Consider the following 21,985-nt stretch of genomic DNA (forward strand, 5'->3'; position numbering starts at 1 on the left):
CCGGGGATCCGTCTCAGGGATCCAGGTCGTCGAAGGCCGATACGAAGTCGATCGCCGGGGCAGTGACGCGCGTAGCGAAATCGTCGTGCCGGGGCCCGTGGGCCACGATCACCCACACGGTGACCTCACCCGCCGCTCCGTCCCGGACACCCCAGTCCTGGGCCAGGGCGCTGATGATGTTCAGCCCCCGGCCGCCGCGCGCGGTGACCGAAGGCGTGGACGGGACGGGGCGCGTGGGACCGCCGCCGTCCGTGACCTCGACCGTCAGCCGCCCCGCCTTGTCGACGCGCCAGGCGGCGCGTATCTCCCCGTCGCCGACCTCCCGTGCGCCCAGCGGCCGGCCGTGCCGGCAGGCGTTGCTGAGCAGTTCGGAAAGGATCAGCACGGCATCGTCCACGACCGATTCGGACAGGCCGCTGATGCGCAGCTGTTCGCGCATGCGGTGTCTCGCCTCGCCCACGCCCGCCGGCCCATGGCGAATGTCCATGCACGACGACGTGGGCACTTCCTGTGCCATCACCAACGTCACCCCCGGAACCTCCTTAGCCCCACGCCATGGTCTGGATGCCCCAATGGCCTGGACCGGAAACCGCCCTGACGAGGGCCTCTGACGCATTCATGACCAGTGAACGCGGAGCGGATGCGCCGGGGCACACCCTGTCACGTGCGGGGTGCGTGTGACTGGTGCGCAAATCGGGACGTCAGCGTCCCAGCTGTGACAGAACCTGCCGTGGCCTGTTCGTGATGATCGCTTCCACACCCAGATCAGCGCATAGCTGAACATCTTCGGGTTCGTTCACGGTCCATACGTGGACGGAGTGCCCGGAGGCCTGGAGCTTGCGGATGTAGCCCGGATGGTTGCGCACGATCCGCATGCCGGGCCCGGCGATCCGCACGCCGGCCGGCAGCCGCCCGTCGCGCATCCGGGGCGAGATGAACTGCATCAGGTAGACGGTCGGGACGGTGGGGGCGGCCGCCCGCACCCGGTGCAGGGAGCGGGCGGAGAAGCTCATGACCCGGACGGGGTGGGGTCCCTCGGCGGGCGGGGCGTCGAGTCCGAAGCGCTTGAGCAGGAAGAGCAGGCGTTCTTCTACCTGTCCGGCCCAGCGGGTCGGGTGCTTCGTCTCGATCGCCAGCTGGACGGGGCGGCCGGCGTCGGACACCAGCTCCAGCAGCCGCTCCAGGGTGAGCACGGAGGTGCGCTCGGGGTCGGCGTCCCAGTCGGGGGACTCCTCGCGGTCCTTCCAGGAGCCGAAGTCGAGGGCGGCGAGTTCGGCCAGCTCCAGGGCGGAGACGGCGCCGCGGCCGTTCGAGGTGCGGTTCACCCGGCGGTCGTGGACCAGGACCAGGTGGCCGTCGGCGGTCAGCCGGACGTCGCATTCGAGGCCGTCGGCGCCGTCCTCGATGGCCTTGCGGTAGGCGGCCAGGGTGTGCTCGGGGGCGTCCTCCGAGGCGCCGCGGTGGGCGACGACCTGGATGGGGCGCGGCATTGCGTGGGTCACCTGGTCATGGTGCCACCGAGGGGCCGTCCCGCGTCGGGGTGAGTCCTGAGGATGCGCCTGATATGTCGGAGATAAAGGATGGGGGGAGACGCACAGGTCCGGCTTACAGTGCTCTGACGGGGCATGGGAAAGGCTTCCCCCTGGAACTTGTGCGGCACGTCGAACGTTCAGTCGGACCGGTGCCGGGCCCGTGAAAGGGCCCGGGATCGCCTGATTTCCAGTAGCCGTGTAGGCCGTGTGTGACTGAGGAGAGAGCGCTGTGAGCACCGAGAACGAGGGCACCGCGGCCCCGACACCCCCCGCGGCCCCGTCCGCACCCCCCGTGCCCGTGGCCGCCTCCACCCCCGACCCGGCCCCGTCCTCCGCGCAGCCCGTGCCCGGCACCGAGCAGACCCAGCAGCTCCCGCCCACCCCGGCCGACGCCCCGGCGTACGCCCAGCCGCAGGACCAGCCCCCGGCCTACGGGCACACCCAGCCGCAGCCCCGGCCCGAGCCCCCGGCCGGGGCCCCGACGGCGTACGGCGCCGAGGGCTGGCCCCCGCCGCCGCCCGCGGTGCCCGCGTACGGCGGCCAGGGCGGCCACGGCGGCGGCTGGGGCACCCCGCTGCACACCGACGGCGCTCCGCAGCCCAAGCCGAAGGGCAGGGGCGGCCTGGTCGCCGCCGTCCTGGCGGCGGCCCTCCTTGCGGGCGGCATCGGCGGTGGCGTCGGCTACTGGGCGGCCCAGCGTGGCGACGAAGCCTCGGGCTCGACCACCATCACCGCCAGCACCCCCAAGGACGTCAAGCGCGAGCCCGGCTCCGTCGCCGGCCTCGCCGCGTCCGCGCTGCCCAGCGTCGTCACCATCGAGGCCTCGGCCGGGGACGGCGAGGGCGGCACCGGCACCGGCTTCGTCTACGACGAGCAGGGCCACATCCTCACCAACAACCACGTGGTGGCCTCCGCCGCCAACGGCGGCAAGCTCTCGGCGACCTTCTCCAACGGCAAGAAGTACGACGCCGAGGTGATCGGCCGCGCCCAGGGTTACGACGTTGCCGTGCTCAAGCTGAAGAACCCGCCCACGGGTCTCAAGCCGCTGGCCCTCGGTGACTCCGACAAGGTCGCGGTCGGCGACTCGACCATCGCCATCGGCGCCCCGTTCGGCCTGTCCAACACGGTCACCACCGGCATCGTCAGCGCGAAGAACCGTCCGGTGGCCTCCGGCGACGGCTCCGGCGGCAAGAGCTCGTACATGAGCGCCCTCCAGACGGACGCCTCCATCAACCCCGGAAACTCGGGCGGTCCGCTCCTCGACGGCCGCGGCGCGGTCATCGGCATCAACTCCGCGATCCAGTCCGCAGGCAACGGCGGCTTCGGCGGCGGACAGGCCGGCTCGATCGGCCTCGGCTTCGCCATCCCGATCAACCAGGCCAAGAACGTCGCCGACTCCCTGATCAAGACCGGCAAGCCGGTCTACCCGGTGATCTCGGTCTCCGTCGACCTCCAGGCCAAGACCGACGGCGCCAAGATCTCCGAGCAGGGCGCGGCCGCCAACGAGCTGGTCGACCCCAACGGCCCGGCCGGCAAGGCGGGCCTCAAGCCCGGCGACGTGATCACCGAGTTCGGCGGCCGGCAGGTCGACAGCGGTCCGACGCTGATCAGCCTCATCTGGACGTACAAGCCGGGTGACACCGTGAAGCTGACCTACCTGCGGGACGGCAAGCCCACCACGGTCGACATCACCCTCGGCTCGCGGGTCGGCGACAAGTAGCCGCTCGACACTGGCTTGATGGGAGGGGCCGCGGGCGGGATTCCGTCTACGGCCCCTCCCAATATCTGCTTATGCTTCGCTCGTGTTCGATTCACGGCACATACGGACATTCCATGAAGTGGTCGCCGCGGGTTCGTACTCGGCGGCCGCTCGCGTCCTGGGCTACACCCAGCCCGCGATCACCCAGCAGATGAAGGCGCTCGAACGCGCCGTCGGCACCCCGCTGTTCACCCGCGTGGGCCGAAAGATGAAGCTCACCGAGGCCGGAGAGTCCCTGGCCCGGCACGCCGAGTCCATCCTCGGCTCCCTCTCGGCCGCCGAGGCCCAGCTGAAGGCGTACACCCGGCTGCGCACCGGGCGGGTCCGGGTCTGCGGATTCCCCAGCGCCAACGTCACCCTCGTTCCCGAGGCCCTCAGCGGGCTGGCGAAGGACCACCCGGGCGTCCAGGTCGAGCTGCTGGAGGGCGAGCCCCCGGAGTCGCTGCGCCGCCTCCAGCGCGGCGAGTGCGACATCACCCTCGCCTTCACCTATCCCGGGCTGCACGAGGAGATCCCGGAGGAGGTGGCCGAGGTCAGGCTCCTGGAGGACCAGCTGACCGTGCTGCTCCCGACCGGCCACCCTCTCGCCCGGCGCCGCGCCGTGCACCTGGCCGACCTCGCCGAGGAACGCTGGATCGCGGGCTGCCCCCGATGTCGCGCCAACCTGCTGCACGAATGCGCCGAGCTGGGCTTCGTCCCCGACATCAGGTTCGCCACCGACGACAACCTGGTGGTCCAGAGCCTCGTCGCGCAGGGGCTGGGCGTCGCGATGATGCCCGCGCTGGTGCTGCCGTCGCTCTCCCTCAGCCGTGTCTGCGGGCGGGTGCTGGAGCCCGCGGCCCGCCGCCACATCGCCGCCTACGTCTACCGCGACCACCTGCGGATCCCGGCGACCGCCGTGGTGCTGGACGAGCTGAAGCGCGTCGCCGCGAACCGGGTCGGCTGCTGAGCCTCCGGCTCCACCCACCCTCGATCCATAAGCTCAGCTTGGGATTTCAGGGAAGAACTGTCGTTGGACGTGATGGATGCGGCGACGGACGCTGCTCCCATGACCACCACCACGCCGGCCCGTACGACCGCGAGGATGGCCGCCCTCGTCAGTGAGATCCGCACGGTCGTGGACCGGGGGCTGGCCCCCGACCTGACCGCCTACCTCGTCGGCGAGCGCCTCGCCCCGCACCTGGGCGAGCCCGAGCTGCTCACTCCCGCACAGCGCGAGGGGCACCCCGACCGGTACCGGCAGCACATCCTGCACACCGAGCCCGACGGGAGCTTCTCCGTGGTGGCCCTGGTGTGGCTGCCCGGCCAGGAGACCGCCATCCACGATCACGTCTCCTGGTGCGTGGCCGGGGTGCACGAGGGCGCTGAGAGCGAGGTCCGCTACCGGCTGGCCCCCGCCACGGCACCCGGGGGCGCGGCGCGGCTCGTGGCGACCGAGGAAGTGCTCAACGGCCAGGGGGACGTCTGCGGGTTCGCCCCGCCCGGTGACATCCACAAGGTGCGCAACTCCTGTCGTTCGACGGCGATATCCCTGCACGTCTACGGGGCCGACGTGGGCCGTCTGGGCAGCAGCGTCCGCCGCGTCTACCCGGAACCGACCGGCTGATGGCCCTCCTGAACCGCACCGTCCACCGACCGGTGCGGCCCCGACTGCCCCGTGTTTCACGTGAAACATCCACCTCCTGGCCGGGTTTGGGCCTGGCCGCCGCCGGAACCCTGGTGGCGTGGTGCGTACACGAGGTGGTCCCGGCGGTACCGATGCTGACCGCTTCGGTGGTGCTCGGTATCGCGGCGGCCCACCTTCCCGGTCTACGGGGCGTGGTGCGCGGACCGGGCCGCCCGGGTCTGTCGCTGGCCGGCCGGCGCCTGATGCGCATCGGCATCGTCCTGCTGGGCCTCGCCCTGGGGCTGGACCAGGTGGTCCGGCTGGGCTGGGCGACGGTGGCGATGGTGAGCGGCGTGGTCGCGGCCACCTTCTTCGGCACCGTCTGGCTGGGCCGACGCCTCGGACTCCCAGGGGACCAGCCCCTGTTGATCGCCACCGGCTACTCGATCTGCGGCGCCTCGGCCATCGGCGCGGTGAGCGAGGTGTCCGGCAGCGACGAGGAGGACGTGGCCACTTCGGTGGCTCTGGTGACCCTCTGCGGGACGCTCGCCATCGCCGTGCTCCCCCTCCTCCAGAGCCCGTTGGGGCTCTCCGACCTCGCCTTCGGGCGATGGGTGGGGGCCAGCGTCCACGACGTCGGGCAGGTCGTGGCGACGGCCCAGACCGCCGGGCCCGGGGCGCTGGGCGAGGCGGTACTGGTCAAGCTGATGCGGGTGGCGCTCCTGGCTCCGCTGGTGGCGGCCGTGGCCTTCTCGATGCGCGCCCGGCGGCGCGGGGTGCGCACCTCCTCGGGGCGCAGGCCCGCTCCGGTGCCCCTGTTCGTGGCGGGGTTCCTGGCGGCGTCCGCGCTCCGCGCCACCGGTGTGCTGCCCGACGTGGCCCTGGAATGGGCGCACACCGCTCAGGGGCTGCTGCTGGCGGCGGCCCTGTTCGGGCTGGGGAGCGCGGTCGACCTCCCCACCCTGGCCCGGACCGGGGGGCGCGCGGCCCTGCTGGGGCTGGGGGCGTGGGTGATGGTGGCCGGGGTCTCGTACCTCGGAGTCCTGCTCACCGTATGACCCCTTGCCCCGGCGGGAGTTGGCCATTTCCTGGCCGGAACCGACCGAACGTCCGGACTGCCCGCTGACATTTCGGGGCGCGCGTGCGACGGTGCCCCCGCACGCGCGCTCACCGGTACAGCCGCACAGCCGCACAGCCGATCCGCACCGACAGCTCTTCACCCCACCCTGCCCGGGTCACACGGGTCCGGGCACGGCAGAAGGAGTCCTGCGTGAATCGTCATCGCACGGCCGTGTCCGTTCTCCTCGCCGCGGGCGCCCTGCTCGCGGGGGCCCTGACGGCGGCCTCCCCCTCGGCCGCCGCGGAGCCGCCCGCCTCGTTCCGGCCGTCGCAGACGGCCGGCTTCTGGACGCCGGAGCGGATGCGGCAGGCCACCCCGCTGGACGTGACGGCGACCCCCGGCGCCGCCCGTACGACCCCGGCCGCGCCCGGCCCCACCCTCCGGGTGGCCCCCACCGCGGCCTCCCCCACCTCGTTCCCGCAGGCGGGCGGGGCCTGGACCGGCGGCGGGGCGATCGTGAGGACGTCGGGCCGGGTCTTCTTCACCATGGGCGACCGGACGGCCTCCTGCTCCGGCGACTCGATCACGAGCGCCAACGGCAGCACCGTCATCACGGCCGGGCACTGCGTGAAGTACCAGGGCGCCTGGCACACCAACTGGGTCTTCGTCCCCGCCTACGACAACGGGAACGCCCCCTACGGCCAGTGGCCGGCGACCAAGACCCTCGCGACCGACCAGTGGGCGGCGAGCGAGGACATGAACATGGACGTCGGCCTGGCGGTGGTGGCCCCGTCGAACGGCCGGAAGCTCAGCGAGGTCGTCGGCGCCCAGGGCATCCTCTTCAACGGCGGCTACACCAAGAAGATGTACTCCTTCGGCTTCCCGGCGGCCGCGCCCTACGACGGCACCAGGCTCGTCTACTGCAGCGGCACCACGGGCAAGGACTTCCTGCTCACCAAGGACCACAGCCTGGGCTGCAACATGACGGGCGGCTCCAGCGGCGGCCCCTGGCTCCAGGACTTCGACGAGGCGACCGGCCTGGGCACGCAGGTGTCGGTGAACAGCTTCGGCTACAACTTCCTGCCGAACCGGATGTTCGGCCCCTACTTCGGCAACGAGGCGAAAGCGGCCTACGACAAGGCCCAGACCTCCTGATCCCGCCCGCCCCCAACGCCCCGGAAACACCCACCCCACCCACCTCCACATCCCGGTACTCTGTACCGGCCAGGTGGGTTGCCCGAGCGGCCTAAGGGAACGGTCTTGAAAACCGTCGTGGCAGCGATGTCACCGTGGGTTCAAATCCCACACCCACCGCATGAGAACGGCCCCTGACCGGGAAATCCGGTCAGGGGCCGTTCCAGTTGTCTTGCCCGCTGCTCCCCGCTGCTCCCCGCTGCTCCCCGCTGCTCCCCGCTGCTCCCCGGTCGAACGGGCACGGGAAGGGCACGCCCCCCGCTGATCTGCTGCTGTCAGAGCCGGGGGATACGGTGCAGCCACGATTGAGCGTGGTGTTTGGGGGAGGGACCTTGGGAGCCAAGACCGGTCTGCTCGTGTATGCCGACGGCGATGTGCCGGGCCTGCTGCGACAGGTGGGTGAGGCGGGCTTGGAGCAGACGTCCCGCATGGTGCGGCGCCTGTATCCCGGCTGTGAGATCGAAGAGGCCCGGGGTTCGATCCTGGGTGACGGCGTCTATCCCCCCGACGGAACGACTTATGCGGCGAGCTGGCCGGGCGTAGAGGTCATATGCGATCGGCGCGTGATGATCGATTTGCCATCACAGCTTCCCGAGCACCTTGTGGCGGCAAGTGCCGGCCGACGATTGGTCCTGCACGCCATGCACAGCGTGGTCGACTGGCTGGCGTTCGCCGTCTGGGAGGACGGACGCCTCATCCGCTCTCTGAGCCTGTCCCCGGACCACGGAATCATCGAGAACATCGGGGAACCGCTCTCCTTCGAGCTTCCCTACTGGGCTGGGGACCGCCCGGCGGACATCATTCCTTGGCCTGGTGAGGAAGAGGAGCCGTACGCCTTGCCCTTCCACCCCCTGGAGCTTGGAGAAGACGCGCTACGTTCGCTCTGCGGCTTCATCCAGGAGGGCCGTCCCGAGCCGGAGGACGTGGACGCCGACAGGGTCGAAATGCTCGGCTTTCGCATGTCGGACCCGAAGGCTCCCGACCCCGCGGAGACGAAAGCGGCACTGCAGAAGGCCATGGAAAGAATGGGGCCGCCGCGGATCTACACGATTGGCCCTGACGGCTCGCTGGTAGAGCGGGACAGCCTCTGACCCCGTGGGGCTCCCCGGTCCGCGTCATGGAAGCGCGGACGACGGCCGTGAATGCTGTTCCTGATCATCCCTGCAGCTCCCAGGCCCACACATCCGTGATGAAGCGGTGGCGCCACAGCAGCAGGACCTCTTGGCGATCGTTGAGCACGGCAGCCACGGCCAGGTGACGGAGCTTGACGACGTGGTGTTCCCAGCGGTGCCCATCCGGCGTCTCGATGTCGGTGAGCCACAGGTTCACCCACTTGTTTTCGTAGATCGGACGTTCCCCGTGGATCTTCCATCGCATCGCCGAGACCCCTCTCGATCGGCCTCCAGCATCGCAGAGCCAGACTTAACGACAGCCGGCTTCGGGCCCGACCGCGAGCCGGCGGCCAGCCATACACAAGGGAACCGGCCAGTCGCCCCAGAACGCATCGGGCGCCGACAGTCCATTGGGCCAGGTGTGGACCGCAGTCATAGGAGAACAGCACAGAGAGCCGTGAATGAGCAGGTCGGTCTTCATGGCGGGGCGCTTCCGGGCACGCCGTCGGGCGGGGTGTCGCGCGGATGCGGTGTGCGGGGTGGGCCGTGATGCTGGAGGGGACGGAACACAGCGGAAGGAGCATCCATGTCCATGATGGACAAGCTCAAGCAGATGCTGAAGGGCCACGAGAAGGAGACCGGCCAGGCCGTCGACAAGGCCGGTGACTACGTCGACGGGAAGACCCAGGGCAAGTACGCCGGGCAGGTCGACACGGCCCAGGACAAGATCAAGGACCAGCTGGGGCGCCCCGAAGGGGAAGACAAGCCGCCGCAGCCGTAGTGCGGGGGCGGCCCCGCGGTTCCTCCACCCTTCCGAGTTCCCTGGCGGTTGATCCCCAGGTCAGAGGGCGGGCCCCGGCGTGGGGCCCGCCCTCTGCGCGTTCCGGTGGTGCTGGTTTTCGCATGATCCTTTCAGCGGCCGGAACGCGGCTTTGGTTCATACGAGTGGTGTTTGTCAGAAGAACGGCGCGCGTGGTGGGGGCGGTGCGGTTGCGACCACATCATGACGAATGTATGCAGATCCGCCCGTCGGAACATCGAGGAATGAGGCGCTCGTCATGACCCACCGCAGCAGCATCACGTCGATCTGGACCACCCTCCTCGCAGCACTCGTGGCGGTCCTGACCGCCCTCGGTTTCGGCGGGAAGGCGGCCCCGGTCGAGGCCGCCACCGCCGTCACCACTCCGATGGCCCCCGCCGTGCGCCCGCCGGTTCCGGTGGCGCGACGGACGTGGCGGGCGATGATGCGGGGCGGTTCGCTCCCGCCGACCATCAAGCAGCGGATCCGCGCCGAGGCGCACGGCAAGAACCCTTCCGTCCGGCGTTCCACCACCGCGGCAGCGCTCGCGGCCGACGCGGTACGTGCTGACGGTGTGAGTGGTGCGGGTGTGGGTGCGGGTGTGGGCGCGGATGTGGTGCGTGTGCGCGGTGGTGGCGTGGAGCAGGGGCGGATGGCGCTCGCGGCGTAGTGGCGGGACCTGCGGTGGCCCGGCGGGACAGGCGGGACAGGCAGGGCAGGCGGGACAGGTACGGCCGGTACGGCCGGTACGGCCGGTAGGGAACGTACGAGACGTAGGTGCGCAGGCGCTGGAGCCCGGTCGTCGTGGCCGTGGATCGCGCCGCGGAGTGCCCCCGGGAGTGGGGCACGGTGGAATGGCCCCGGCGGGCGCCGGGGGCGTGCGGGGGGCGTGAAGCTTGGTAGGGCAGGGCCGTAGGACCGGGAGACGGCGGGGTTCCCGGACGACGCGGCCCTCTTCGGCATGTCCGGGACGGGCCGGTTTGACGGAACGATTCGCCTTCCATGTGGCAAGGGTTTCGGCTGGGACGCGTGTGCTGATGTGGGGCAGCAGGGGCGCGAATCGGGTTTATCCAATGTTGGTCATGCTTGCGGGGGAATGGCTGGCTGCGGGGTGGTTCGCCGGGGATTCGGTGGGCAACTCTGGTCTCGCGACGTCGTCCGCACCACGGAACGACCGAGGCGGTCGGCCAACTGCCTCGGGGAACACCCGACTTCGGTTTTCTGGAGGATTCAGACATGGCAAGCATCCGTACCGCCCGCGTCATCGCCGCCGTCGCCGCTCTCCCCCTCGCCGTCGCCCTGTTCGGCGGCGTGGCCTCGGCCGACAACGGCTCGTTCGCGAACGACGGATCGAATGCGAGCGTCGCCGACATCGTGGGCAGCGGTGTGGGCGGCAACAACCAGGGCAACTCCTCCACCTCGCAGCAGGTGGCCACCGGATCCGGTGCCTCGAACCAGAACAACAGCGCGCAGGTCAACGGATCGGCCCTCACGGCGATCCACCAGGCCAGCTCCAACATTGCGGTGAACTTCCGCCCCTGGTGGTAGGAGTCGGCTGAGTAGCGCCGACCGACGAGGGCGCCCGTACGACCGGACCGGCTGGGGTCCGGTGATGCGGGTGCCCTTCCGCGTGCGCCGGTCCCGGCCCCTCCCGACCTTGACATCGGCAGTAGATCTGACGGACAGTCAGATCCACTCGTCCGACGCGATGCCGGGAGGCCAGTGCCGTGCACCTCGCCCCGTCCGAAGGCCAGTTGAGGCTCCGCACCGAACTGCGTGAGTACTTCCGGAACCTGCTGCCGGACGGGGTGCCCGAGGACCCGGACGCCCAGCGCGCGCTCCTGCGCCGCATCGGCGCCGACGGCCTGCTCGGCCTCGGCTGGCCCGTCGAGTACGGGGGCCGGGGCCGCGGCCCTGACGAACAGTTCGTCTTCTTCGACGAGGCCTACCGGGCCGGTGCCCCCGTCTCCATGGTCACCCTGAACACCGTCGGCCCCACCCTCATGAAGTACGGGACCCCGGAACAGAAGGACTACTTCCTCCCCCGGATCCTGCGGGGCGAGATCGTCTTCGCCATCGGCTACTCCGAGCCCGAGGCCGGCACGGACCTCGCCTCGCTGCGCACCCGCGCCGTCCGCGACGGCGGGCACTGGGTGATCGACGGGCAGAAGATCTTCACCTCCAACGCCCAGAACGCGGACTGGATCTGGCTGGCCTGCCGCACCGCCCCCGAGGCGCCCAAGCACAAGGGCATCTCCATCGTCCTCGTGCCCACCGACAGCCCCGGCTTCGCCTGGACCCCCATCGAGACGGTCGGCGGCCTCACCACCACGGCGACCTACTACGACGGCGTCCGCGTCCCCGTGGGTCACCTCGTCGGCCCCGAACACGGCGGCTGGGGCCTGATCACCAACCAGCTCAACCACGAACGCGTCGCCCTCGCCGCCATCGGCATGCAGGCCGAGGACTTCTACGCGGGGGCGCTCGCCCACGCCCGCACCCCCGATCCCGCCACCGGCGAGCGCTCGGCCGATCGGCCCTGGGTACGGTCCCGGCTGGCCGAGGCCCACGCCCGCCTGGCCGCCGTACGCCTCCTCAACTGGCGCCTCGTCCAGGACGTCGGCGCGGGCACCCTGGCCCCCGGCGACGCCAGCGGGGTGAAGTTCCTCGGCACCGAGTCCACCGTCGAGGTGTACCGGATCTGCCAGGAGGTGGTGGGCGAGGAAGCCCTGCTCAGGGGCCCGGACGCGTTCGCCGGCGGCGAGCTGGAGCGGATGAACCGGGCCGCCCAGATCAACACCTTCGGCGGCGGCGTCAGCGAGGTACAGCGGGAGATCGTCGCCATGATGCGGCTCGGCATGAAGGGGAGGAAGCGATGACGGGGGAAGTGGCGACCGGGGAAGCGGCGACCGGGGGCCCCGAGCGGGACGACAGCCGGTTCCACCAGCTGCTCAAGACCTTCGAAGGGCGCCCCGCCGCCACCGCCGGCCGCGCCAAGGACGCCGTCAACGAGCCGATGATCCGCCACTGGTGCGAGGCGATGGGAGACACCGACCCGGCCTACGCCGGCCCGGATGCCATCGCCCCGCCCACCATGCTCCAGGCCTGGATCATGGGCGGGCTCTCCGGTCACACCGACCGCTCCTCCGCCTATGACGAGCTCCTCTCGCTCCTCGACGCGGCCGGCTGCACCTCCGTCGTCGCCACCGACTGCGAGCAGGAGTACCTGCGCCCGCTGCGACCCGGGGACACGGTGACCTTCGACGCCGTCATCGAATCGGTCTCCCCGCGCAAGACGACCAGACTCGGCACCGGGCACTTCGTGACGACCAGGACGGACGTCCACGCGAACGGCGAGCCCGCCGGTACGCACCGCTTCCGCATCCTCAAGTACGCCCCGGCCGCCGCGCCCCCACAGGCCCCGCCCAAGCCGCCGCGCCCCCGTCCCGTGATCAACCGCGACAACCAGGGGTTCTGGGACGGCGTCCGCGAGCACAAGCTGCTGATCCAGCGCTGCACCGCCTGTGCCACCCTGCGCTTCCCCTGGCTGCCCGGCTGCAACGCCTGCGCCTCCCCCGCGTGGGACACCGTCGAGGCGGCCGGCACCGGCACGGTCTTCAGCTACGTCGTCATGCACCATCCGCCCTTCCCCGCCTTCGACCCGCCGTACGCGGTGGCCCTCGTCGAGCTCGCCGAGGGCGTCCGCGTGATCGGCAACATCACCGGCGTCCCCTACGACAAGGTCCGCATCGGCCTGCCCGTCCGGCTGGAGTTCCTGCGCGTCGACGACACGCTCGAACTCCCCGTCTTCCGCGGAGAGGCGGGCTGACGTGGACTTCCACCCCACCGAGGAACAGACCGCGGCGGCCGGACTCGCGGCCCGCATCTTCCGCGACCTGGCCACCCACGAACGCCTCGCCGCGGCGGGCACCGGCAGCGACCCCGAGCTGTGGAAGGCCCTCACCTCCGCCGGACTGACCGCGGCCGTCGAGGAGGTCGGCCTCCTCGGCCTGGTCCTGCTGCTGGAGGAACAGGGCCGCACCACCGCGCAGGTCCCGTACGCCGCCACCTGCGCGTACGGCATCCTGCCGGTCGCCGCCCACGGCAGCCCCGCCCAGCGCGCAGCCCTGCTGCCCGCCCTCGGCTCCGGCGAGGCCGTCGCCACCGGCGCGTTCCCGGACCGCGGCCGGATCACCGCCACGCCCGACGGCCGGCTCACCGGCACCGCGCCCGCCGTCCCCTGGCTGCGCGACGCCACGCACGTCCTGGTCCCCGACGCGCAGCGGGCCCTGTGGATCGTACGGACGGACGCGCCCGGCGTGGCCACGGCGCCGGTGGAGACGACCGCCCCCTGGTCGGCGGGCCGGCTGACCCTGACCGGAGCCGCGGCGGAGCGCCTCGGCGGCGAGGACGCCTACGACAGGGTGCTCGCCGGCGCCCGCACCGCCTTCGCCGGCCTCCAGGCGGGTGTCTGCGCCGGCTCGCTGGCCCGTGCGGTCGAGTACACCTCCACCCGCGAGCAGTTCGGCCGGCCGCTGTCCACGAACCAGGGCGTCATGCTCCGCGCCGCCGACGCGTACATGGACACCGAGGCGATCCGGGTCACCGCGTACGAGGCGGCCTGGCGCATCGACGAGGGGCTCGGGGCCCGCGAGCACGCGCTCACGGCGGCCTGGTGGGCCTCGGAAGCGGGCAAGCGGGTCGTCCACACCGGCCAGCACCTGCACGGCGGCATGGGCGCCGACCTGGACCACCCCGTCCACCGGCACTTCCTGTGGGGGCGCCAGCTGGACGCCTACCTGGGCTGCGGCAGCGCACTGCTGGCCGAGCTGGGCGACACCCTCGCCGCGACGCAGGAGGAGAGCGCATGAACGTCGGCGACGCACTGCCGCCCCTGGAGATCCCGGTCACCCGCACCCTGATCGTCGCGGGCGCCATCGCCTCACGTGACTACCAGGACGTGCACCACGACGCGGAACTCGCCCGCGAGAAGGGCTCCCCGGACATCTTCATGAACATCCTGACCACCAACGGCCTGGTCGGCCGCTACGTCACCGACCACCTCGGCCCGCACGCCGTCCTGCGCAAGGTCGCCATCCGACTGGGCGCCCCCAACTACCCGGGCGACACCATGACCCTCACCGGCACCGTCAGCGCCCTCGACGGGGACACGGCCGAGATCCGGGTCGTCGGCGCCAACCGCATCGGCCACCACGTCACGGGCACCGTGACCGTCACCATGGGGGCCGGGGCATGAGCGTCCGCACCCGGGACGGCCTCGGTGGCCGCGCCGCCATCGCGGGCATCGGCGCGACCGAGTTCTCCAAGGACTCCGGCCGCAGCGAGCTCAAGCTCGCGGTCGAGGCGGTCCACGCCGCCCTCGACGACGCCGGTCTCACCCCCGCCGACGTCGATGGCCTGGTCACCTTCACGATGGACACCAGCCCCGAGATCACGGTGGCCCAGGCGGCCGGCATCGGGGACCTCTCCTTCTTCTCCCGCATCCACTACGGCGGCGGCGCGGCCTGCGCCACCGTCCAGCAGGCCGCCCTCGCCGTCGCCACGGGGGTGGCCGAGGTGGTGGTCTGCTACCGCGCCTTCAACGAGCGCTCCGGGCGCCGCTTCGGCTCCGGGGTCCAGCAGCGCGAGCCCTCGGCGGAGGGCGCGGCCCTCGGCTGGGCCCTGCCCTGGGGCCTGCTCACCCCGGCCTCCTGGGTGGCCATGGCGGCCCAGCGCTACCTGCACGCCCACCACCTGACCCCCGAGGCCTTCGGCCACGTCGCGGTCACCGGCCGACGGCACGCGGCGAACAACCCCGCCGCCTACTTCCACGGAAAGCCCATCACCCTCGCCGACCACGCCGCCTCCCGCTGGATCGTGGAGCCCCTGCGGCTCCTGGACTGCTGCCAGGAGACGGACGGCGGCCAGGCCCTCGTCGTCACCACCGCCGAGCGGGCCCGGGACCTGCGCCAACGCCCCGCCGTGATCACCGCGGCCGCGCAGGGGGCCGGCCGCCGCCAGGAGGCGATGACCTCCTTCTACCGCGACGACCTCACCGGGCTCCCGGAGATGGACGTGGTCGCCCGTCAGCTGTGGCGCACCAGTGGCCTGAGCCCCGCGGACATCGACGTGGCCGTCCTCTACGACCACTTCTCCCCCTTCGTGCTCATGCAGCTGGAGGAGTTCGGCTTCTGCGGACCGGGCGAGGCCGCCGACTTCGTCGCCGCCGACGCGCTCCCGCTCAACACCCACGGCGGCCAGCTCGGGGAGGCGTACCTGCACGGCATGAACGGCATCGCCGAGGCCGTCCGCCAACTGCGCGGCACCTCCGTCAACCAGGTCACCGGCGCCGGGCACGTGCTGGTCACGGCCGGAACCGGGGTGCCCACCTCCGGGCTGATCCTGGGAGCCGACGCCTGACCGAGGTCCCGGTCTGCGCCCGCCTCCTCCACCTACAGGAGGTAGGTCGCGGCCCGGTCCTACAACCTGAGATGGACCCGCCTTCGGCACCTGCGGCCGATCCCAGGGGCGCCGTCCGCTCCTAGCGTGGAGTCATGACCACGCCTGTGTGCACACTCGCCTCGAACCCGACGCCGTACCCGTCGTTCTCGGCGTACGTCCGGACGCGCGGCACGGTCCTGATGCGCACGGCGCGGTCCCTCACCGCCAATCCCTGCGATGCCGAGGACCTGCTCCAGACGGCCCTCGCCAAGACCTACGTCGCCTGGGACCGGATCGAGGACCACCGGGCCCTGGACGGCTACGTCCGGCGGGCCCTGGTCAACACCCGGACCTCGCAGTGGCGCAAGCGCAAGGTCGACGAGTTCGTCTGCGACGAGATCCCGGAGGTCGAGGAGCCGCCGGCCGCCGACCCCGCCGAGGCCCAGGCGCTGCGCGACGCGATGTGGCGCGCGGTGACCCGGCTGCCCGACCGGCAGCGGGCCATGGTCGTCCTGCGCTACTACGAGGACCTCAGCGAGGCGCAGACCGCGGAGCTCCTCGGGGTCTCGGTCGGAACGGTCAAGAGCGCCGTCTCCCGCGCGCTCGTCAAGCTCCGCGAGGACCCGGAACTGACCCCGGTCCGCTGACCCCGACCCGCCCGGCCCCGCGATGTTTCACGTGAAACACCGATCCGCCCGCGGCCCCGGACAGTGATCCGTCCCGCTGGTGTACTTCCGGGTAGTGACATGCCGACCGGTATGTGCACAGAATCGGCAGCATCCGACAGCCGCCGCAGCGCCGCAGCGCTCACCGGGAGGACGCTTTGCTGAGCACCATGCAGGACGTACCACTCCTCGTCACCCGCATACTGCAGCACGGGATGACGATCCACGGGAAGTCCCAGGTCACGACCTGGACCGGGGAGGCCGAGCCGCACCGCCGCAACTTCGCCGAGATCGGTGTCCGCGCCACCCGGCTCGCGGGCGCACTCCGCGACGAACTCGGCGTCCGGCAGGACGAGCGGGTCGCCACCCTCATGTGGAACAACGCGGAGCACGTGGAGGCGTACTTCGCGATCCCGTCCATGGGCGCCGTCCTGCACACGCTCAACCTGCGGCTCCCGCCCGAGCAGCTGGTCTTCATCGTCAACCACGCCGCCGACCGGGTCGTGCTGGTCAACGGCACCCTGCTGCCGCTGCTGGCCCCCCTGCTGCCGCACCTGCCGACCGTCGAGCACGTGGTGGTCACGGGTATCGGCGACCGCTCCGCCCTCGACGGACTCGACGTACGGGTCCACGAGTACGAGGAGCTCCTGGAGGGCCGCTCCGACCACTACGACTGGCCCGAGCTGGACGAGCGCCAGGCCGCGGCCATGTGCTATACCTCCGGCACCACCGGGGAGCCCAAGGGCGTCCTCTACTCCCACCGGTCCATCTACCTGCACTCCATGCAGGTCAACATGGCCGAGTCGATGGGCCTCACCGACCGGGACACCAGCCTCGTCGTGGTCCCCCAGTTCCACGTGAACGCCTGGGGCCTGCCGCACGCCACCTTCATGACCGGCATCAACATGCTGATGCCGGACCGGTTCCTGCAGCCCGCCCCGCTCGCCGAGATGATCGAGCGGGAGAAGCCCACGCACGCCGCGGCCGTCCCGACCATCTGGCAGGGCCTGCTCGCCGAGGTCACCGCCCGCCCGCGCGACCTGACCTCGATGAGGCAGGTCACCATCGGCGGCGCAGCCTGTCCGCCCTCCCTGATGGAGGCCTACGACAAGCTCGGCGTACGGCTCTGCCACGCCTGGGGCATGACGGAGACCTCACCGCTCGGCACCATGGCGCACCCGCCGGCCGGACTGAGCGCCGAGGAGGAGTGGCCGTACCGGGTCACCCAGGGCCGCTTCCCGGCGGGCGTCGAGGCCCGCCTCATCGGCCCCGGAGGCGACCGCCTGCCCTGGGACGGGGAGGCAGCGGGCGAGCTGGAGGTGCGCGGCAACTGGATCGCGGGCACCTACTACGGTGGCGCGGCCGGGGAACCCCTGCGCCCGGACGACAAGTTCAGCGCCGACGGCTGGCTCAAGACCGGGGACGTCGGTGTGATCAGCCCCGACGGCTTCCTCACCCTGACCGACCGGGCCAAGGACGTCATCAAGTCCGGCGGCGAGTGGATCTCCAGCGTGGAACTGGAGAACGCGCTGATGGCGCACCCCGAGGTGGCCGAGGCCGCCGTCGTCGCGGTCCCGGACGAGAAGTGGGGCGAGCGCCCGCTGGCCACGGTGGTCCTCAAGGAGGGCGCCACGGTGGACTACGCGGGACTGCGCGCCTTCCTCTCCGAGTCGATCGCCAAGTGGCAGCTGCCGGAGCGCTGGACGGTCGTGGAGGCGGTACCGAAGACGAGCGTCGGCAAGTTCGACAAGAAGGTGATCCGCAAGCAGTACGCCGACGGCGACCTCGACGTCACCACCCTGGCCTGATCAGCCGCGCGTGAGCCAGGGCCGCAGCAGCCTGCTGACCGCGGGCATGGCCACGTAGGTCATCAGGGTGCTGAAGACCACCGCGAAGGCGGCGGTCCGCAGCACGAAGTTCACGTCCACCAGGTACGGCCCGAGCACCGCGTTGCCCGCGAGCGAGATCGGGAAGATGGCCAGCCCCGAGCTGATCACCATCTTCCAGCGCGGCGGCGCGGGCCGGGTCGTACCCGGCTTGGCGAACCAGGTCTCCATGCCCTGCAGCTCGCGCCGGGCTATCTCGGTGTGGTGGTGGCCGAGGCAGTTCGAGAACCACTGCGCCCGCTCCGGGGAGTCCTGCCAGCGCTGGAACGCCGCCTGGTTGCGGAAGCGGTGCACCAGGAACCAGGGCCCGCCCTCCGCCGCGGGCCGGAAGAGTCCGTACCCGAGGTGGTCCGGGAAACCGGCGGCGGTCTCCAGGATCCCGTGGGCCCAGGCCTCGAACGCCTCCTCGTGCCCGGGCTCCACCTGCCGCGCGATGAGCAGGTTCACCTCTCCGTTGTCGGCGGGTACGGTCTGCTCGGACGTGCTGGTGATGGCCATCGGACCAGGATGACTAGTTGGTCCCGATCTTGGCCAGCAGGTCCACGATGCGGCCCTGCACGTCGGCCGTCGTGGCCCGCTCGGCGAGGAACAGCACGCTCTCGCCGGAGGCCAGCCGCGGCAGTTGGTCCGGCTCGATCCCGGTGGCCGTGTAGACGACCAGCGGGGTGCGGTTCAGCTGCCCGTTGGCGCGCAGCCAGTCGACGATTCCGGCCCGCCGCCGTCGCACCTGCATCAGGTCCATGACCACCAGGTTGGGCCGCATTCGGGTCGCCAGCTCCACGGCGTCGGTGTCCGCGCCGGCCCGCGCGACCTGCAGGCCCCGCCGCTCCAGCGCTGCGGTCAGCGCGGTCGCGATCTCCTCGTGCTCCTCGATGAGCAGTACCCGGGAAGGGTGCTGCTCGCTGTCGCGGGGCGCGAGGGCCTTCAGCAGCACGGCCGGATCGGCGCCGTACGCGGCCTCCCGCGTGGCGTGTCCCAGCCCGGCCGTCACGAGTACGGGCACCTCGGCGGCCACCGCGGCCTGGCGCAGGGACTGCAGGGCGGTCCGGGTGATCGGCCCGGTCAGCGGGTCGACGAACAGCGCGGCGGGGAACGCCGCGATCTGCGCGTCCACTTCCTCGCGGGAGTGCACGATCACCGGGCGGTAGCCGCGGTCGCTGAGCGCCTGCTGCGTCTGGGCGTCCGGCGCGGGCCACACCAGCAGCCGGCGCGGGTTGTCCAGCGGCTCGGGCGGCAGCTCGTCGTCCACGGGAAGCGGAACGGGACGGCTGACCACCTCGACGGCGCCACCGGGGCCGTCCAGCGGCTCGGGCCCCTCGGCGGAGCCCGCCTCGGGGGCCCCTATGGCGAAGGTGCGTCCCTGGGGGGCCGGTTCGGAGAGCCGGCGCCGACGGCCGGACCCGGACCCACCGGTGCCCGAGGCGGAGGGGTCCACGGAGATGCCCTGGCCCAGGGTGCCGAGCGCGCGCACGCTGATCGGCTGCCCCGCGCCCGCCGGGGCGTCAGCGGCCTGCCGGGCGGCGGGAACGGCCGCGGGCCGGCCGGCGCCGTCGGTGTCCTCGGGGGCGGTCCCGGCCGCCGGAACGGGCCACGCGGGGGCCGCGGGCAGCGCACGCCGACGCCCGGTCGGAGGTACGGCCCCGCCCTCGTCCGCGGTGGCGGCGGGGGTCTGCGGCTCGCTGCCGCCGGGCGCGCCGAGCACCCGTCGGCCCCGACGCCCGCCCGGGCCGTCGGAGTCCCCGTCGGCCTCACCGGAGCCGGGGGACGCCGCCGCGGGAGTGGAAGCGGAAGCGGAAGCAGAAGGGGAAGCAGAAGCGGGAGGGCCGGCAGGGCCGGCCGGAGTCGGACCCGCGGGCAGCGCGAAGCCGCCCTCGGGAGCGACCGGCCGCTGCGCGACGGGAGCCCCGAGCCCGGAGGCGGGCACCGGACCGGTGCCGGGCCGCGCCGACGCGGCGGCGGTCCCCAGCGCCCGGCGGCGCCCGGCGGGATGTTCGGTCACCGGAACCGGAGGCACGGCCGGTACCGGCGGCAGCGCCGGCATGGCGGTGCCCTGCGGCGGTACGGGACGCCCCGCGCCCGGCAGTTCGAGCCCGCCCGGGGTCTCGCTGCCATCGCCGTCGCGGCCCCGTCGGCGCCCGGTGCCGAGCCCGGCCGGGTTCACCGGGGACTGCGCGAGTTCCGCGGGGCCGGAGGGGGCCTCGGCGGGGCTGCCGTCGGCGCGGCGCCGCCCGGACGGCAGCGCCAGCGCGCCCCCGGGCTCACGGGCCCCGGAGGGCTCCTCCCGGTCGCCGTCGTCCTCCAGGAAGGCGTCCACCCCGCGCCGGGCCCGCCGTCCGGCGGGGTCACCGGTCCGGCCGGGTCCGCCCTCCCCGGAGGCCTCCTCGCGGCCGTCGGCCGCGTCCGGCTCCGGCTTCGGCTCCGGTTCGGGCAGGGTCACCGTCCCGGCTCCCGAACCCAGCGGCAGTTCGAGTACGAACGCCCCGCCGGGCGCGCCCGGCACCTCCACCGTCTGCAGGACCCCGCCGTGCGCGGCGACGACGCCCCGCACGATCGGCTCGTGCACGGGGTCGCCGCCCTCGTAGGGGCCGCGCACCTCGATCCGTACGACGTCGCCGCGCTGCGCGGCGGCCACCACGATCGTGGAGTCCGTGTAGCCGCTGCCCTGGGGGGTCTTGCCGGTGGCGTCCACGCCCGCGACGTCCGCGACCAGGTGCGCGAGGGCGGTGGAGATCCGCTGCGCGTCCACCTCGGCCTCGATGGTCGGCGCGTGGACGGCGAACTGCACCCGCCCGGGGCCGATCAGCTCGACGGCCCCGTCGATCCCGGCCGCGACGACCGTGTTGATCAGGACGTTCTTCTTCTTGAGCTTGTCGCTGCCCGCGTCCAGCCGCTGGTAGCCGAGCACGTTGTCCACCAGGGTGGTCATGCGCGAGTAGCCGGCGGCCAGATGGTGCAGCAGCTGGTTGGCCTCGGGCCACAGCTGTCCCGCGTCGTCGGCGGCCAGGGTGGCCAGTTCCCCGCGCAGCTCCTCCAGCGGGCCGCGCAGCGACTCGCCGAGGACGGCGGTCAGCTGGGCGTGGCGCGCGGCGAGGGCGTCGTAGGGGCGCCGGTCGGTGAAGGTCATGACGGCGCCGACGAGCAGCTCCCCGTCCCGGACGGGCGAGGTGGTCATGTCGACGGCGACGGGCTGGCCGGCCTTGTTCCACAGCACCTGGCCGCGGACCCGGTGCTTGCGCCCGCTGCGCAGGGTGTCGGCGAGCGGGGACTCGTCGAAGGGGAAGGGGGAGCCGTCGGCGCGCGAGTGCTGGATCAGCCCGTGGAGCTCGCGGTTGCCGAGGTCGGTGGCGCGGTACCCGAGGATCTGCGCGGCGGCGGGGTTGACCAGGACGACCCGGCCGTCGGTGTCCGTGCCCACGACGCCTTCGGCGGCGGCGCGCAGGATCATCTCGGTCTGCCGCTGGGAACGGGCCAGCTCGGCCTCGGTGTCCACGGTCTCGGAGAGGTCCCGTACGACGAGCATCAGCAGTTCGTCGCCGGTGTAGGCGGGCTGGGGCTCGCGGTAGGCGTCACGGCCGTCGAGGTGGGCGCTGGTGACCTCGACGGGGAACTCGCTGCCGTCGGTGCGGCGCGCGGTCATCCGCTTGGGCCGGGCGCGGCCGTCCTCGTCGTCACCGGGACGGCGCATCGAACCGGGGATCAGCTTGGAGTCGAACTCCGGCAGGAGATCGAGCACCCCACGGCCGACGAGACCCGTGCCGGGGCTCTCCATGACCTCAAGGGCGATCGAATTCGCGTTGACGACCGTGCCGTTGGCGTTGACGAGCAACAGCGCGTCCGGAAGCGCGTCGAGTATTGCTGCGAGGCGAGCAGCGCCTCGGGATGGCCTGCTGCTCACGACGAGCTTCCTCCCTGACCACGACTACCGGCATGT

The 21,985-nt window shown here is 72.3% G+C and carries 20 protein-coding genes, 1 tRNA gene and 1 pseudogene; 17 read left to right on the plus strand and 5 right to left on the minus strand.

Annotated elements, in window-relative coordinates; all coding sequences use genetic code 11:
• Positions 1 to 13: 13 nt before the first annotated feature.
• A complete protein-coding gene (locus ACEPPI_RS11925) occupies positions 14 to 616 on the minus strand; it encodes an ATP-binding protein (protein WP_373915202.1) in 603 nt (200 codons plus the stop codon).
• An 85-nt stretch (positions 617 to 701) separates the two neighbouring features.
• Positions 702 to 1,490, minus strand: coding sequence for a glycerophosphodiester phosphodiesterase (locus tag ACEPPI_RS11930; protein WP_373915254.1), 789 nt, complete (start codon positions 1,488 to 1,490; stop codon positions 702 to 704).
• Between the two features lie 271 nt (positions 1,491 to 1,761).
• Here ACEPPI_RS11930 and ACEPPI_RS11935 point away from each other — a divergent pair, with 271 nt between their 5' ends.
• From ACEPPI_RS11935 to ACEPPI_RS11965, 7 genes are all read left to right on the plus strand, one after another.
• Positions 1,762 to 3,252, plus strand: a complete 1,491-nt coding sequence (locus ACEPPI_RS11935) for a trypsin-like peptidase domain-containing protein (RefSeq protein ID WP_373915203.1) — start codon at positions 1,762 to 1,764, stop codon at positions 3,250 to 3,252.
• An 82-nt stretch (positions 3,253 to 3,334) separates the two neighbouring features.
• On the plus strand, positions 3,335 to 4,240 hold the full coding sequence (locus ACEPPI_RS11940; protein ID WP_351823157.1) for a LysR family transcriptional regulator: 906 nt from the start codon (positions 3,335 to 3,337) through the stop codon (positions 4,238 to 4,240).
• Between the two features lie 99 nt (positions 4,241 to 4,339).
• Positions 4,340 to 4,897, plus strand: coding sequence for a cysteine dioxygenase (locus ACEPPI_RS11945; RefSeq protein WP_373915204.1), 558 nt, complete (start codon positions 4,340 to 4,342; stop codon positions 4,895 to 4,897).
• Positions 4,897 to 5,955, plus strand: a complete 1,059-nt coding sequence (locus ACEPPI_RS11950) for a YeiH family protein (protein WP_373915205.1) — start codon at positions 4,897 to 4,899, stop codon at positions 5,953 to 5,955. The genes ACEPPI_RS11945 and ACEPPI_RS11950 overlap by 1 nt, the downstream gene beginning before the upstream one ends.
• A 212-nt stretch (positions 5,956 to 6,167) precedes the next feature.
• Entirely contained in the window at positions 6,168 to 7,112 is a 945-nt protein-coding gene (locus tag ACEPPI_RS11955; RefSeq protein WP_373915206.1) for a serine protease, read from the plus strand.
• A gap of 72 nt (positions 7,113 to 7,184) precedes the next feature.
• Positions 7,185 to 7,271 (plus strand) — tRNA-Ser (locus ACEPPI_RS11960).
• 212 nt (positions 7,272 to 7,483) lie between these two features.
• Positions 7,484 to 8,242, plus strand: a complete 759-nt coding sequence (locus tag ACEPPI_RS11965) for a hypothetical protein (protein ID WP_373915207.1) — start codon at positions 7,484 to 7,486, stop codon at positions 8,240 to 8,242.
• A 73-nt stretch (positions 8,243 to 8,315) separates the two neighbouring features.
• Here the strand turns inward: ACEPPI_RS11965 and ACEPPI_RS11970 are convergent.
• Positions 8,316 to 8,528, minus strand: a pseudogene (locus ACEPPI_RS11970) (NUDIX hydrolase); the annotation flags it as partial.
• A 321-nt stretch (positions 8,529 to 8,849) separates the two neighbouring features.
• On the opposite strand from ACEPPI_RS11970, the gene ACEPPI_RS11975 reads away from it, so the two are divergent.
• From ACEPPI_RS11975 to ACEPPI_RS12020, 10 genes are all read left to right on the plus strand, one after another.
• Positions 8,850 to 9,044, plus strand: a complete 195-nt coding sequence (locus ACEPPI_RS11975; RefSeq protein ID WP_373915208.1) for an antitoxin — start codon at positions 8,850 to 8,852, stop codon at positions 9,042 to 9,044.
• Between the two features lie 277 nt (positions 9,045 to 9,321).
• Entirely contained in the window at positions 9,322 to 9,732 is a 411-nt protein-coding gene (locus ACEPPI_RS11980) for a DUF6344 domain-containing protein (protein ID WP_373915209.1), read from the plus strand.
• 566 nt (positions 9,733 to 10,298) lie between these two features.
• Entirely contained in the window at positions 10,299 to 10,610 is a 312-nt protein-coding gene (locus ACEPPI_RS11985; RefSeq protein ID WP_373915210.1) for a hypothetical protein, read from the plus strand.
• Positions 10,611 to 10,789: 179 nt separating this feature from the next.
• Positions 10,790 to 11,941, plus strand: coding sequence for an acyl-CoA dehydrogenase family protein (locus ACEPPI_RS11990; RefSeq protein WP_373915211.1), 1,152 nt, complete (start codon positions 10,790 to 10,792; stop codon positions 11,939 to 11,941).
• Entirely contained in the window at positions 11,938 to 12,891 is a 954-nt protein-coding gene (locus ACEPPI_RS11995) for a bifunctional MaoC family dehydratase N-terminal/OB-fold nucleic acid binding domain-containing protein (RefSeq protein ID WP_373915212.1), read from the plus strand. Before ACEPPI_RS11990 ends, ACEPPI_RS11995 begins: the two co-directional genes overlap by 4 nt.
• Before the next feature lies 1 nt (position 12,892).
• Positions 12,893 to 13,933 (plus strand): acyl-CoA dehydrogenase family protein, encoded by a 1,041-nt coding sequence (locus ACEPPI_RS12000; protein ID WP_373915213.1) that lies wholly within the window; start codon positions 12,893 to 12,895, stop codon positions 13,931 to 13,933.
• On the plus strand, positions 13,930 to 14,319 hold the full coding sequence (locus ACEPPI_RS12005; protein ID WP_373915214.1) for a MaoC family dehydratase: 390 nt from the start codon (positions 13,930 to 13,932) through the stop codon (positions 14,317 to 14,319). Before ACEPPI_RS12000 ends, ACEPPI_RS12005 begins: the two co-directional genes overlap by 4 nt.
• Positions 14,316 to 15,482: a lipid-transfer protein gene (locus tag ACEPPI_RS12010; RefSeq protein WP_373915215.1), complete on the plus strand. Its 1,167-nt coding sequence runs from the start codon at positions 14,316 to 14,318 to the stop codon at positions 15,480 to 15,482. The genes ACEPPI_RS12005 and ACEPPI_RS12010 overlap by 4 nt, the downstream gene beginning before the upstream one ends.
• Positions 15,483 to 15,616: 134 nt before the next feature.
• Positions 15,617 to 16,150 (plus strand): SigE family RNA polymerase sigma factor, encoded by a 534-nt coding sequence (locus tag ACEPPI_RS12015; protein WP_285538689.1) that lies wholly within the window; start codon positions 15,617 to 15,619, stop codon positions 16,148 to 16,150.
• Between the two features lie 176 nt (positions 16,151 to 16,326).
• Positions 16,327 to 17,976: a long-chain fatty acid--CoA ligase gene (locus ACEPPI_RS12020; RefSeq protein WP_373915216.1), complete on the plus strand. Its 1,650-nt coding sequence runs from the start codon at positions 16,327 to 16,329 to the stop codon at positions 17,974 to 17,976.
• Here the strand turns inward: ACEPPI_RS12020 and ACEPPI_RS12025 are convergent, their stop codons facing one another.
• Complete coding sequence (locus ACEPPI_RS12025; protein ID WP_371677559.1) at positions 17,977 to 18,552, minus strand: antibiotic biosynthesis monooxygenase; 576 nt, start codon at positions 18,550 to 18,552, stop codon at positions 17,977 to 17,979.
• A gap of 13 nt (positions 18,553 to 18,565) precedes the next feature.
• Positions 18,566 to 21,949, minus strand: coding sequence for a PAS domain-containing protein (locus tag ACEPPI_RS12030; RefSeq protein ID WP_373915217.1), 3,384 nt, complete (start codon positions 21,947 to 21,949; stop codon positions 18,566 to 18,568).
• Between the last annotated feature and the right edge of the window lie 36 nt (positions 21,950 to 21,985).

The organism is Streptomyces sp. AB3(2024), assembly GCF_041862025.1.
Taxonomy (GTDB): Bacteria; Actinomycetota; Actinomycetes; order Streptomycetales; family Streptomycetaceae; genus Streptomyces.